A 13,346-nucleotide genomic window follows, 5' to 3' on the forward strand; every position below is an offset into this window, starting at 1 on the left:
CATGATGAATCAATGGACTAAAACGTTACTGGCGGTGCTGCTGACACCCACACTATTGCTGCTGCATGGCTGCCACCTGATTGCTCAGTCTCGATGGGAAGGACGCGATGTCCAGGAAGCACTCGACCTGTTCGGCAAACCCGACTCGATGAAAAAACAGACCGGTGCCAACGGTGAGAATCTGGCGGTTCTCACCTGGTTCAAATCCTCCAGCTGGACCACTACAGAAGCGGCCGGGACTTCAATGAACCATACCGGCAACGGCATGGTTTACACCGAGTACTACGAGACAGTCGGTCACAGTTCGGATTGCAAACTGGAGGCCACCGTCAATAAGGCCAAGAAGATCGTGCTGTTCAGGATTGAAGACGGGAAGATCATTCACGGGAAGTGCATCAACGTTCCGTTCGTGCCCGGCTACATTCCACCCGGCTTCTAATGCAACCCTGAGCAGGCTCCTGCTCAGGGATAACTAAACGACTTCACCAACGTCAACTCCCCCACCGCCCGCATCGGCACGATGAAAGTCTCCATCTTCTCGCTAGGCGTCCCCTCCTCCGTAATCACCGTCACCTGCGCGGTAGTCAACGGCTGCACCGCCTCTTCTCCACCCTCATCATCCCCGCGATACCCACCGCCAAAATAATTCACATACACCAGATACTGACCCTTGATCGGCGCCGGCATGGCGAAGATTTCCGGGCCGTAACCGGTGGTCACGTCGACATCCAGAGCAGCGCCATTGGGCGCGACGCGATCGCCGTACCAGATGTGCGCGCCGTCGGGTGTGATCAGGTGCAGGTCGAGGTCGGTGCCGTCACTGTCCCACGCCAGCAACACCCGCAGTTTCGCCGGAGTAGCGCCGCCGCTGGTGTTGAGAAATTGCGTGCGGTGCCGTTGCTGGCCGTCGGGGCTACGGACTTCGACGCTGTTGCTGCCGTTGGGGAAGGAGAACGGGCGGTCGAAGCGGCCGCTGTCGTCGATTTTCAGCGGCATGCTGACGCCGTTGACGATCAGGCGGCCGGGCTCTTTGTTTTTCGGGGTGGCTTTGATTTCGCCACTGATGCGCGCGGTGTTGGCCTGGCCGAGCGGAGTATTCACCGAGGAGGCCGGATAGTTGACGGTCTGGCGGAAGTTTTCGCCTTCGCCCTCGGGTGCGCCGCTGCGCCAGCCGCCGACCGGGGTGTCGAGTTTGACGCTGTCGGCGGCCATCGCCATTGGCAATGCATTAAGCGCGCAGAGGAACAGCAAGACCTGTGGATAACGGAGTGTCATGGTCTATTCCAGCAAAAGGTGACGGGCGAGCCCTTCGATATAGGTTTCATCCTGGCCGTTGGGATGTGCTTCAAAGGCCAGGTGCAGGTATTCGTGAGTCAGGTCGAGGCGGTCCTGCAAGGACAGCACGCCGCGCACATAGATGCGCTGGCGTTCGCGGTCGACGAAGGGGCGGCCGAAGGCGAGTTTGCAGACGGCGAACGTGCTGACTTCGTTGTAGCCGGTTTCGCTTTCCAGCCTGGGACGCCAGCCGCGCCGCTGTTTTTGCAGCCAGTCCTGCGCGGCGGGCAGTGCTTCGCAGGACGCCACCGGGTTGTCCCAGCGGCTAAGGCTCGCTCGTGGATAGGCGTGCAGCAGGATCGCGTCGTAACGCTGCCCGGCATTGGCTTGCTCGACGGCTTGTTGCCAGGCCAGTTTGTCGGGGCCAGGTTGATCGGAGTGATAGGTGACGGTGCTGCCGGCCAATACCAGATCCGACGTCCATGCGGCGATGTTGCGGGATTCGGCGGAAGCCGGGCGCGGGGCGACGCGTTGGCGGGTGCTGCTGTCGTCGATGCTCAGGCATTCGCCGTTGCGCGTGGCGTTTTGCAGCAGATACGTGCGGATCGCCACGGCCAACGCTTTGGCGGCTTCGGCCGGCTCGGGTTTGGCTTCACGCTCCAGCACACGGGCGACGTACTCTTCGCGATCCAGCCGAGCCACAAGCTTGTCGTTGAGCAGAAACAGCTCGCCATCGCTGTGGATATCCAGCGTATTGCCATTAACGAATTCGACGCGGTAATCGCCCTGCAACGGGCCGGAGCTCACCACTCGATCACCGACCAGAACCCGCGAAACCGGATAACGCGAGAACAGTCCGACCTCAACGCATCGCCCCGCTTCCGCTGGCCATGATGCGGGCAACACCGTCGCCAACGCCGAACCGTAATGCCGCAGAACCATCTGACTGGTGCCCCGGCCACCGGCCCAGATCGGCGAGCCGTCCGCCGTCCAGCCAGCGAATCCGCCCTGACGTGATTGCGGATCCTGATCGCCGAGCCAGCTCCAGGTTTTCACCCGCAAGCGCCCGCCGAGTTCACCGACGACATTACCGTCCGCCGCGTTCAGCACCACGTCGAGCAGCACACGGCGCATTTGATCCTGAGCCGGCAGCCAAGATAAAACCTTCAACAAGTCAGCCACGGACACCCGAGTAGCCGGTTGCACCGATGGCAAATCCAGCAACCACGACGGCGCCTGTCGCGCCTGCCAATAGGTTCTCCAATCGCCAGCGGTTATGCCCAACCGCGCCGGCTCGAAATACAGCCCGCAGGATTTTACCAGCGCCTGATCACGCTCGATCTTCCCGCCCGCCGTGCAGCAATAGACTTCTTCCTTCGACTGCCCGCGACATTCATAAGCCGGTTCCTGCGCGCCGGTATCCACCAGCCACGCGTAGACGAACACCTTCCACAAACTGCCCAGCGGCGTATCAAGCGACGAAGGCAATGGCTCGCGGGCGGTCAGTTGCGTGGGGTTCAGCGACAGCAATTCGCCCTTGTAGGCCACGCGCAACGGTTCATCCTGCGCCGTCGCCAGCGCAGGAATCACACACATCAGCAGCCAGACCAGCGGCCGGGTCATGTCAGTTGACCGTGACCTGACCGAGGGCCGCTTTCGCTTCGCGGGCCTGATGCTGCGGCGCGTAGACCTGAGTGAAACGCACCGGCGGCAGGTTGAACTGGCCCTTCTGCGAGAAGCGCACCAGATGCCGCAGACGCAATTCACCGCTCAGCGCATCCACCGGCACCGCGTAGGCCAGTTGGCCCGGTTCGAACCGTGCTTTTTCCAGCGCAGTCGGTTCGGTGCCGTCCTTGCCCTGCAGCTTGATGCCCCACGTGGTGCGCTCGACATCCGCACCCGGCGGCAGCGGTACTTCGAGCATGCCGTAGCGCAGCGGTTTTGGTGCCTTGCTGGTGATGATCACCTCGTCCAGATACAGGCTGTCGCTGGACAACGGCTTGCTGCCGACCGGCTCCAGTTTGAAGGTAAAGGCTTCGTCACCCGGCACCAGACGCGACAGGCGACGAGTGATGGTCACCGCCATCGGATCGACCGCCGGTTGTTGGGTCTGGAAGCTCAGCGCGGCACGCAACGGACGCTCCTGAGTGCCCGACACCGACAACACGCTCGGCACCGGCGCAGCACCCTGCCACGTCCAATACATCTCGCCGGTCGCGCCGTAGTTTTTCTTCCAGCCTTCGCCCGGGGCCAGCGCGATGGTCGGCGATGCCTGGGCGATGCTGCGTTGCAGCCAGGTTAGCGCCAGCGCACGTTCGAGGGTCGATTGCTGCGGCAACAGGCGTTGCAGCAGCGCGTTCGCACGAGCCTGATCGAACGGTTGCAGCGACAGGTTCAGCGCTTCGGCAAACGGCTGGGAGCTGACCGACAAGCGCTGTTGCGCTGCGCCCAACTGACGATTGAACGCGTCCGGCAAAGCAACTTTCGACTGGGTCGCCAGCGATGCGGTCAAGACCCGCGCCGCCGCCAGACCCAGCGCCGAATCCGGATCGCCCATCACCAGACTGTCTTCGCCGTCGTCTATCAGGTTTTCGGCATTGCCTTCCCCGGTCTTCGCCAGATCGTCCATCAAACCGCTGAGCAGCGTGTTGACCGGCAGATGCATCTGCTTGGCGAACGACAGGATCAGTGCCCGTTGCAGCAACGGCGTGTTCGGCGCCTGCTTGGCGTAGACCTCCAGCACCCGCTGCCAGTGCTCCGGCGGCAAGGTCAGATCCAGCACCTGACTGGCGTTCCAGTCGGCGTAATAGGCGTAAGCGGTGAGGAACGCATCCGGCTCACCATCAAAGCCCCACCAGGTGAAACTCGCCGACGGCCCGGCCATTTGCACCAGGCGCAGACGGCTGTTCTGCATGATCAGACGCAAGCGGTCGCGGATCTGCGGGCTCGACGCCAGCGACGGATAGGCGATGCTCAGCGGCAGCAAGCGGCTGGCGGTCTGTTCGACGCCGCCGTACGGATAGCTGAGCAGATCGTCGAGGGCCGAACGGAACAGCGCTTGCGGGCTGTCATCCAGACGCAGGCGAATGTCGGTGGCGTCTGCCGGCAGGCTCAGCGGTGTGTCACCGCTGGCCACATCGAGGCTCTGGGTCTGCGTCACTTGCCAGCCTTCGCCGGTGGCGGTCAGGCGTACCGCGAGGGCGTCGGCGGTCTTGCCGTCCTGCACCAGTTCGGCGGTCCATTCGCCGGAGGCCAATGCGAAGGCCGGTAGCGGCAGGTAGTTGATGCCGTTGTTGAGGGTCACCGGCAGGCGCTGTTCGGCGCCGGCGTAATGCGTCACCAGCTCAGCCTTGACCGGTTTTTCGGCCTGACTGAAGGCGAACACGCCGAGTTGCGGCTGATCGCCCTTGCGGAATTTGCTCGGGCCGCTCCACTTCAGGTACAGCGGTTTTTCCGAGCGGACAAACTGCTTCTTCTGCCCGACCTGACCGTCATCGGCAATCGCCCGCGCGGTAATGCGCCAGCGGGTCAGCGAGTCCGGCATCTTGAAGGTGAAACGGGTTTTACCGTCGGCATCGGTCAGCAATTCCGGTTGCCACGCAGCGGTGTCGACGTCTTCGCGGCGCGGCCGCTCCAGCACTTTCACCCCGCGTTCGCTGCGGTTGGCCTTGCCCGGCGCGCCGGGGCTGCCCGGCAACGCCACGTCGTAGCTGATGAACGACAGGCTGGCGCTGGTGCGCACGTTGTTGCGGCGCGGGTGGTAGAAGAACTGGTCGATGGTCGGCGCAACTTCCGGTTGCAGCGCGTAGACCATTTCATCCACGACGCTGACCGTCAGGTGCGCCGGCACTGCCTTGCCAGCGAACTGCGTGGTCAGGTCGACCGTCACGGTATCGCCCGGCTGATAGGTCTCTTTGTCGGTTTTGATTGCCACGTCGATCTGCGGCGCAACAACCTTGATCCCGGCGTTCTGGAAGCTGTACTGACCGCCTTTGGTGTAGAGCACGGAGAACGTCAGGTTCGGCGCAAAGTTGTCCTTCACCGGAATGCGTGCGCGGTATTGGGTGTCGCTGAGTTTTTCCAGTTTCAGCCAGTTGCCACCCTTGGCCAGCAGCGCGGTGGCTTCGACCTTGTCACGCTCCAGCGACAGCAGTGCATCGCTGACTGGCTCGGGAAAAGTGATCAGCGCCAGCGCTTCGTCGCCTGCCTTGTACTCGGGTTTGTCGAGGACGATTTCCACGGTGCCCGGCACTGCCTTGACGCCGGCGCCGGTGACCGAATGACCGGTCGCACCCAGCACTCGGCCGTGCTGATCCTTCAGCGACAGGTTGTAGGTGCCCGGGCGATCAAACGCCACGCTGAAGCCTTTGTCTTTCGCCGCCAGTTTGCCTTCGCCAGTGGTCTGGTCTTCCAGACGCACCCAGCTGTAGCTGCTCGGCACAACGGCCTGCGCCTGTTGGCTGCCGCCCTCGTTGGCGTAGCTGAACGCGACCTTGTCACCCACCGCGCTGAAGCGCTGCGGCGCAGTCAGGCGGAAGCTGGCGGCACCGCGGTCGATGAGGATTTCCTTGGTGGTTTTGACCCGATACGCTGCGCCATCGCTGGCAAACACGGTGAGCATGTAGCGGCTCGGTTTGTCGGCGGCTGGCAGGTCGAGGCTCGCGTTGCCCTTGCTGTCGGTAGTCAGTTCGGTGCTGGTCAGTTCCACCGGGAATTGCCCGAGGTATTGCAGCTCGTTGTCGACCATCGACAGTTGCTGGGCGCGCAGGCTCAGGGTCAGTTTGGCGTTCGCCACCGGTTTGCCGTCCGGGTAAAGCAGCACCAGGCTGCCCTTCACCGGTTCGCCGGTGCGGTAATCCTGCTTGGCCAGATTCAGCGAGATTTCGAAGTGCGGCTTGATGTACTCCGCCACCCGGAACGCGCTGCTGTAGGCCTGATCCTTGTAGTTGAAACGCAGCTCGTAACCACCGGCCACCGCATTGTCCGGCAACTGGAAACGGCCCTGGGTGCCAGCCTTGGAATCGAGTTTGAGATCGAGCCGCTGCAACTCGGTGCCGGTAGCATCGAGCACGCTGACATTGACGTCCGCCGCGCCCGGCAATACCGAATCCCGCGCGTTCCTGAATTCACGGCCGACGATTTTCAGCGACACCCAATCACCCGGACGATACAGCGGCCGGTCGGTGAAGGCGTAGAGTTTGGTGTCGTAGATTTCGCTGTCGTAATAGAAGTTTTCCGAGACGAATACGCCACCCTCTTCGTCCTCGCCAATCACGAACGAACGCTCCGGGCTGACGTGTTTCAGGCGGAGCAGACCATCGGTGTCGGTGGCGCCGCTGCTCATCACGCCGAGGCCGTCTGTCCACAGCACATTGACCTTCGGCACCGAGCTGCCTTCGTGTTTGCGTGCGGCCCACACCAGCAATTCATCACCGGCAATCTTGCTCACCGCCACGGTGTTGGAAACGAACACCATGGTGGTCGCGCGGTACTTGCCGATCAGCGCTTCGACCAGATACAGGCCAGGTTTCAGATTGCCCAACGGGATGTAGACGTTACCCGGCGCGACGCTGACGAACTCGCTGGAAGACCCGGCCAGATTGACGCCTGTCGGTGGCTGAATCGGTTTGGCCTGCCACAGCGGATAACGGAACTGACTGACCACCGGCAGACCCGGAATCAGGGCGAATTGCGGTTGCGCGTCGTAAGGGGTCGGCGCGGCGATGGCATTGCCCATCTTCAGTTCCGGCACCTCCTCGGTGACTTGCTGGCGCGACTCGTAAGAGAACGCACGCTGCATCACCCGACGGGATTTGCGGTACCAGTTATCCCACAGGTACGCGAGGGTGTTCGACAGGCCTTCGCCCTTGAACTGGCCGTCACTGACCACGCGGTGCAGGTTTTTCTGGCGCTTGAGGAAGTCCAGCGGCTTGTCGATCTTGTACACCCGGATATCGGCGCCGCCGTACGGCTCCATCCGGAAGCGACGGTAGTCACGGCCCGGCGCTTCGAGGCGCACCACCGCCTGTTCGTCGGCGGCGAAACTGCTGTCGGCCAGCAGGAAAAAGCTCTCACCGGACACCGGCGTATAGCCGCTCGGCTCGACGGTGTCTTCGGCATTCACGGCCGAAAACGGCAGGACTGACAGCAACAGAAAAGGCAGTAAGCGCAACATGCGGGCACCGGTCATTGGGAGAGAAAGTTCAGTCGATAGACGCCGATGAAGTTGGGGTTGGCTGCGTCGGGTATCCATCGGGTGTCCTTCCATGTCATGAGTTGCTGCAGGCTTGCCGAACGCATGCCGTTGTCGGTTGGGGTGGTCGTGCCGGTGTGATAGGCGATGTAGCGGCCCATCCAGATCATCAGGTGCTGGTCGTCGCCCTGATCGAAAAACATCAGATCGCCGGGCCGTGCCTGGGACACGTCGCGGCCGATCAGATGGCTGTTGAACTGAATCAGTTTGATCGCGTTGACGTAGGGCCCGACCTTGCCGCCGCCCTGCTGCCATTGCTGGGCGAGCTTGCGCTGATCGGCGCTCAGGTCCAGCTCCGGCGGCAGGTAGCGGTTGGACACGCCATTGCTGCGCAGCCATTTGTCGTCATGGACTTTCAGCGCTTCGTTGGCGGCAAACCGCACCAGCCCGGCGCAGTCCTGCTGATACCAGCGCGGGCTCGGGCCTTTGCTCAACTGCTCCTGAGCGATGCGCACGAACCAGGCGCGAAACACCTGGGATTGCTGCGGATCGAGGGCTGGAGTCTCAACGGCTCGGGCACCGGCGCTGAGCAACAGCGCCAGAAGGCCAAGGCTGCGAATGAGTCCGGTCACAGCGCTTTCCACTCCAGCGGCAGCCATTGCCAGTGACCGTCAGGCTCGCTGCCTTCCGGCAACGTCAGGGCGTATTTGCCCATGCCGCCGAGGGTGCGCAGTTTCGGGATCAGGTAGGTTTGCGCGGCGTTGTAGAACACCGGCTCCATGTCCTGCGGCAGGCTGTCGAGGGTTTCCTGCTGGATCAGTTGCGCCATTGAATCCGGGCCGAAGTAGATCGGCATCAGCACGTCTTTCGGCAGCACATCGGCCATCGGCGGGAAGCGCTTGTCGAGGGTGCCGAGGGCCTTGTCGACCAGTTTGTCGTCGAGGGAAAACAGCAGCGTCGAACCATGACGCGCCAGGCTGACTTTCATGAAGGCACGGCCGGTGATCGCGTCCGGGTTCTCGGCATCCTTGGCCGCGTACGGGCCGAAGTTGGAACTGACCTGACGCTGCCAGAGGTGGCTCTGGCCTTCCTGTTTTTCCACCACCGGGAACGCGTGCTCGTCGACCTTGCCTTCGTAAGCGCCGACCATCGAATCGAACAGCGTGCCGATATCAGCGTCGAGTTTGCCGTTGTCTTCGTCGTTCAGACTGGCCACCAGCAACGGTGTGTACAACCGCGAATCGGCGTACCAGCACAGGCCCGCCGCGCCGGCCACGTGTTCGGTGAGTTTCTGCGCCACGGCTTCTTCGGCGCCGAGTTTCACCAGCAACGGTTTCTGCGGCTCGGCCGCCACCGGCAAGGCCACGCAGGCGCTGGCGCCCAGCGGCATGGCTTGCCAGACCGGTTTGAAATCGAAGTCCGGCTGGTTCTCCAGCTCATCCATGGCCAGATAGCTGTGCCAGCCCTTGTCGTCCATGTCGAAACGCAGGCCGGCGAAGTTCGGGATGAAACGCTGGTAACCCATGGCCAAGACGCTGGAATTGACCGACAGGCGCTGTTTGGTTTCAGGTGTCTTGGCCGTGAGCCCGAACGCTTCGGGGAACAGTTTTTCGCCGTTGAGCAGCGCCGCCAGCGCTTGCGGCGAGACATGGCCGGACTCCTCGGAAGCACCACTTTCCGGATCGTAGAATTTGGCCGGATTGGACAGCACCACCAGTTTGTCGCCACGGGAGGCGAACAGCAGGGATTTGCCGGCGTTGTAGGTCAGCTGATACAGCGGCACTTCATCGCCGCCGACCTTCAGGGTGCTGAACACGCTCAGTTGCGAATCATCCAGCGCGACTTTCGCCAGCGGCTCCAGCACCTTGGCCAGCCCGCCGCGATCCATCACCAGCAGGAAATCCTTCAGCCGACCGTCGGCGCCGCGCCACAGCGCCACGTCAGCCGGTTGGTCGAAAAGCTGCTCGATCAGGCTGTCCTGCAGCTTCAGGTCATGCTCGTAGATGATCCGCCGCAGACTGCCGATCAACCCGAGACGGTCGGCGTGGGTTTCGTAATAGAAGACGAAATCCTCAGTGAGCGTGGCCTTGAGGAACGGCACCGTCAGCAAGTCCTTGGGCAACTGGCTCAGGGAGCGGGTTTCCAGCAGTGCGTCCGGGCGGCTCAAGCCAAGCTTGTCGCTGGCCAGTTCCGCCGGCGGCGCCTTCGGTTTGTGCATCAGCCAGCCGAGCCCGCCCGCCACGCCGGCCACCAGGCACAGCCCGACCGCCAGCAACGGCCAGCGCCGGGAAGGTTTGGCGGCGAACGCATCGGTAGCCGGGGTCGCAGTGTTATCGCTCATCTTCTCGCTCATGTTCCCAAAGCTCGGCAGTTCATCCGTGGTGCGGGATGCTTAATAGTTGAAAGTCTTGACCAGCAGCAGATCACCGATGGCCCGCAGGGGTACGATGAACGTTTCGCGTTTTTCGTCGACGGTGTTTTCGTTCAGCACCAGGGTGATCTGCGAGGTGATGACCTCGTTCTGGTTGCTGGTCTCCTCGAAGTTATAGCCGCCGTTGCCGAAGTTGCCCCAATAGTTGACGTAAACCAGATAGGTGCCGTGCAACGGCGCGGTCATGGTGAACATTTCCGGGCCAGGGCCATCGACGCCGTCCGGATCGAGGCCACCACCGTTGCTCATCGCCGGACGCGCCCAGAAGGCATGCTGGCCGTCAGGCGTAATGACGTGCAGGTCGAGTTCGGCTTTAGGGTCGTCCCAACCGAGCACCACGCGGATCCGCGCCGGCGTGCGCAGGTTGTTGGCTTCGTAGAATTGAACGCGCTTGAGCGACTGGCCGTCGGCGCTGATCACCTCGACGCTGTTGGAACCGGCGCCGAACGCATACGGCCGGGCGAAACGGCCCTGGTCGTCGGTGTACAGATTCAGTGGATTGCCATTCACCGCCAGGCTGTGCGGCGGACGTAAATGGCCGATCGCCTTGAGCTGGCCTTCAATCATCGTGCGATTGCGCTGGATGCCGCGATCGATCGGCGGCGTGGGATAGGCGACTTGCGGGTTTTCCGTGCGATCGAGCAGCCCGTGATAGCGCCAGCCGCCCACCGGCTCCGACAGCTCCGCGCTCGGCGCCGCCAGCAGCGCGGGTGCGCAGGCCAACCCGATCAGCAGCAAAAGAAGTGAACGCATGTGATGCCTCCTGCCATGCCTGAACGAAACCCTGCACCCGATCCTCGGTACTTCACAGCGGTGAAAACTGCGTTTCGTCTGAAAGACCCGTGACTGTCGGGTCGTAGAAGGCGCGAAGGTTAGCGATTCGGCAGTTTTTTAACAATCGGATACATCTGGATTTGCGGTGGGAATCACGGCGACCAGTGGACGATGAGCCGATTAGGCGTCATATTCGGCTCACGAAATGAGCCGAATAGCGTTTCCAATCGGCTCACGCACTCAGGATCAGCAATTAATGGCGACTCACTGGATCTGGCAGCAGCCTGATTGGCCGGACTTCAACTGGCAGGCGGAATGCCTGGCACCGTTGTTGCGCGAGTGTGTTCAGGCACAAGGTCAATTGATGGGCATGGCGGGATCGGTGAGCCATTCACTGAGCGCGCAGACAGAGCTGGACGCTTTGCTGCAAAACATCGTGACCTCCTCGGCCATCGAGGGGGAGCAGTTGAATGTTGAATCCGTGCGCTCTTCATTGGCACGACGTCTGGGGCTGGAATCACCGGATGGCGACAACGTCAGCAAGCGCAGCGAGGGGCTGGCGCAACTGATGCTCGATGCCACTCAACGTTTTGCCGAACCGCTGACGCTGGAACGATTGCTGGAATGGCATTCATGGCTGTTTCCAGAACAGGAGAGTGGTTTCCTTTCGCGAGCAATCAATGTCGGCGCTCTACGCGGCGATGAGCCAATGCAGGTGGTTTCCGGGCGAATCGACCGCCCGACCGTGCATTTCGAGGCGCCACCGCGACAAGGGCTTGAGCGACAACTCGACAGTTTTCTCAAGTGGTTCGACGCCAGTCAGCACCAGGCAGGCCTCGATCCTTTACTGCGGGCAGGCATCGCGCACTTCTGGTTCGTCACCTTGCACCCGTTCGATGACGGCAACGGCCGTCTTACCCGCACGCTCACCGATCTGGCACTGGCTCAGGGCGAAGCGCAGGCGATTCGTTTTTATGCGATGTCCGCCAGCATTCTCGACGACCGCGCGGGCTATTACCGGATTCTCGAATCCAGCCAGAAAGCCACGCTGGACATCACCGACTGGCTCGCATGGTTCCTGCAAACCCTGCTGCGCAGCCTGCAACAGGCCATTGCGCGGATTGAAAGTGTGTTGGGAAAATCACGCTTCTGGCAGGCGCACCGGGAATCCGGGCTGTCGGCGGAGCAGATCAAAGTGCTCAATCGTTTGCTCGACGGTGGTGAGCGCGGTTTCGAGCACGGTATCAGCGCAGCGCAATACCAGAGTGTGGCCAAGGTCTCCAAAGCCACGGCCACCCGACATCTGGCGGAACTGCTGGAAAAGGGCTGCCTGCAACGTCTTCCGGGCGGCGGACGCAGCACTCGGTATCAGATTCAATATCCTGGCGAATTGACCGACTGACACCCTTGTCCGTCGGCCCGCTCATTTGCCCATACCCCCCCTATCTGCTAGTGTCGCGCCGGTTTAACGTCAACCGGAATTAGCCGCCATGGCCCGCAAAAAAGCTGCACTGGATTTCGAACAGTCCCTCGCCGACCTGCAAACGCTGGTGGAGCGTCTGGAGAACGGTGAATTGTCGCTGGAAGACTCGCTGACCGCTTTCGAGCAGGGCATCGGCCTGACCCGTGACTGCCAGGCGGCGCTGGCCCAGGCCGAGCAGAAGGTCCAGGTGTTGCTGGAACGCGATGGCGAACTCGCCGAGGAACCCTTCGACGCGGATCAGCCAGAATGATTGCAGCGTATTCGGCCACCAGCCAGGCGCGGGTCAACGCGGCACTGGAAACCCTGTTCAACGCCCCGCTGCCAGAACTGGCGCGGCTTTACGAAGCCATGCGCTACAGCGTGATGAACGGCGGAAAACGCGTGCGTCCGCTGCTGGCCTACGCGGCATGCGAAGCCCTCGGCGGCAAAGCCGAACAGGCCAACGGCGCGGCGTGTGCGGTTGAGCTGATCCACGCGTATTCGCTGGTGCACGACGATTTGCCGGCGATGGACGACGACGATCTGCGCCGCGGCCAGCCAACCACGCACAAGAAATTCGACGAAGCCTGCGCAATCCTCGCCGGCGACGGCTTGCAGAGCCTGGCGTTCAGCGCCCTGCTCGACCCGCGTCTGAGCGACCTGAGCGCGGACATCCGCCTGCAACAGGTCACGGCGCTGGCGCACGCGGCGGGCCCGGCGGGCATGGTCGGCGGTCAGGCCATCGACCTCGGTTCGGTCGGCCTCAAGCTCGACCAGAAAGCGCTGGAACAGATGCACCGGCACAAGACCGGCGCGCTGATCGAAGTCAGCGTCAAGCTCGGCGCCCTGGCCAGCGGCCGTGCCGAGAAGGATGAACTCAAGTCCCTGCAGACTTATGCACAGGCCATCGGTCTGGCATTCCAGGTCCAGGACGACATCCTCGACGTCGAAAGCGATACCGAAACCCTCGGCAAGCGCCAGGGCGCCGACATCGCCCGCGACAAGCCGACCTACCCGGCCCTGCTCGGCCTCGACGCCGCCAAGACCTATGCGCTGGAGCTGCGCGATCAGGCCCTGCACGCGCTGCGACCGTTTGACGCGGCTGCCGAGCCGTTGCGCGATCTGGCCCGGTATATCGTCGATCGGCGTAACTGAAGGCTAATCAGCCAAAAAAGACCAACGCGTGGGCAGGGGGCGATGCATCAGGTAAA

General features: G+C 62.4%; 10 protein-coding genes. 4 read left to right on the forward strand and 6 right to left on the reverse strand.

Going from position 1 to position 13,346, the window contains the following annotated elements:
• Positions 1–4 precede the first annotated feature (4 nt).
• Complete coding sequence (locus ABFB52_RS25875; RefSeq protein ID WP_039772002.1) at positions 5–439, forward strand: hypothetical protein; 435 nt, start codon at positions 5–7, stop codon at positions 437–439.
• A 23-nt stretch (positions 440–462) separates the two neighbouring features.
• Here the strand turns inward: ABFB52_RS25875 and ABFB52_RS25880 are convergent, their stop codons facing one another.
• Genes ABFB52_RS25880 through ABFB52_RS25905 form a run of 6 tightly spaced genes read right to left on the reverse strand, consistent with a single transcriptional unit; the run spans position 463 to position 10,652 of the window.
• Positions 463–1,275 (reverse strand): DUF2135 domain-containing protein, encoded by an 813-nt coding sequence (locus ABFB52_RS25880; RefSeq protein WP_102716658.1) that lies wholly within the window; start codon positions 1,273–1,275, stop codon positions 463–465.
• A gap of 3 nt (positions 1,276–1,278) precedes the next feature.
• Entirely contained in the window at positions 1,279–2,898 is a 1,620-nt protein-coding gene (locus tag ABFB52_RS25885; RefSeq protein WP_129972502.1) for a DUF2300 domain-containing protein, read from the reverse strand.
• A 1-nt stretch (position 2,899) separates the two neighbouring features.
• On the reverse strand, positions 2,900–7,465 hold the full coding sequence (locus ABFB52_RS25890) for an alpha-2-macroglobulin (RefSeq protein WP_129972503.1): 4,566 nt from the start codon (positions 7,463–7,465) through the stop codon (positions 2,900–2,902).
• Entirely contained in the window at positions 7,462–8,127 is a 666-nt protein-coding gene (locus ABFB52_RS25895) for a DUF1175 family protein (protein WP_041475438.1), read from the reverse strand. Before ABFB52_RS25895 ends, ABFB52_RS25890 begins: the two co-directional genes overlap by 4 nt.
• Complete coding sequence (locus tag ABFB52_RS25900; protein WP_129972504.1) at positions 8,097–9,809, reverse strand: DUF2138 domain-containing protein; 1,713 nt, start codon at positions 9,807–9,809, stop codon at positions 8,097–8,099. Before ABFB52_RS25900 ends, ABFB52_RS25895 begins: the two co-directional genes overlap by 31 nt.
• Positions 9,810–9,860: 51 nt before the next feature.
• Positions 9,861–10,652, reverse strand: a complete 792-nt coding sequence (locus ABFB52_RS25905) for a DUF2135 domain-containing protein (protein ID WP_102716662.1) — start codon at positions 10,650–10,652, stop codon at positions 9,861–9,863.
• A gap of 277 nt (positions 10,653–10,929) precedes the next feature.
• On the opposite strand from ABFB52_RS25905, the gene ABFB52_RS25910 reads away from it, so the two are divergent.
• From ABFB52_RS25910 to ispA, 3 genes are all read left to right on the forward strand, one after another.
• Positions 10,930–12,075, forward strand: a complete 1,146-nt coding sequence (locus tag ABFB52_RS25910; protein ID WP_085747623.1) for a Fic family protein — start codon at positions 10,930–10,932, stop codon at positions 12,073–12,075.
• Positions 12,076–12,163: 88 nt separating this feature from the next.
• Entirely contained in the window at positions 12,164–12,406 is a 243-nt protein-coding gene (locus ABFB52_RS25915; protein WP_007894317.1) for an exodeoxyribonuclease VII small subunit, read from the forward strand.
• Entirely contained in the window at positions 12,403–13,290 is an 888-nt protein-coding gene (gene ispA / locus ABFB52_RS25920) for a (2E,6E)-farnesyl diphosphate synthase (RefSeq protein WP_085747622.1), read from the forward strand. The genes ABFB52_RS25915 and ispA overlap by 4 nt, the downstream gene beginning before the upstream one ends.
• Positions 13,291–13,346: the final 56 nt, after the last annotated feature.

The organism is Pseudomonas sp. 9.2(2024), assembly GCF_039695385.1.
In the GTDB taxonomy this organism is placed as follows: Bacteria; Pseudomonadota; Gammaproteobacteria; order Pseudomonadales; family Pseudomonadaceae; genus Aquipseudomonas; species Aquipseudomonas paraglycinae.

Coding starts and splice junctions, on each gene's coding strand:
- ABFB52_RS25875 (WP_039772002.1), top strand. CDS start 5: ATGAATCAATGGACTAAAACGTTACTGGCGGTGCTGCTGACACCCACA.
- ABFB52_RS25880 (WP_102716658.1), bottom strand. CDS start 1,275: ATGACACTCCGTTATCCACAGGTCTTGCTGTTCCTCTGCGCGCTTAAT.
- ABFB52_RS25885 (WP_129972502.1), bottom strand. CDS start 2,898: ATGACCCGGCCGCTGGTCTGGCTGCTGATGTGTGTGATTCCTGCGCTG.
- ABFB52_RS25890 (WP_129972503.1), bottom strand. CDS start 7,465: ATGACCGGTGCCCGCATGTTGCGCTTACTGCCTTTTCTGTTGCTGTCA.
- ABFB52_RS25895 (WP_041475438.1), bottom strand. CDS start 8,127: ATGGCTGCCGCTGGAGTGGAAAGCGCTGTGACCGGACTCATTCGCAGC.
- ABFB52_RS25900 (WP_129972504.1), bottom strand. CDS start 9,809: ATGAGCGATAACACTGCGACCCCGGCTACCGATGCGTTCGCCGCCAAA.
- ABFB52_RS25905 (WP_102716662.1), bottom strand. CDS start 10,652: ATGCGTTCACTTCTTTTGCTGCTGATCGGGTTGGCCTGCGCACCCGCG.
- ABFB52_RS25910 (WP_085747623.1), top strand. CDS start 10,930: ATGGCGACTCACTGGATCTGGCAGCAGCCTGATTGGCCGGACTTCAAC.
- ABFB52_RS25915 (WP_007894317.1), top strand. CDS start 12,164: ATGGCCCGCAAAAAAGCTGCACTGGATTTCGAACAGTCCCTCGCCGAC.
- ispA (WP_085747622.1), top strand. CDS start 12,403: ATGATTGCAGCGTATTCGGCCACCAGCCAGGCGCGGGTCAACGCGGCA.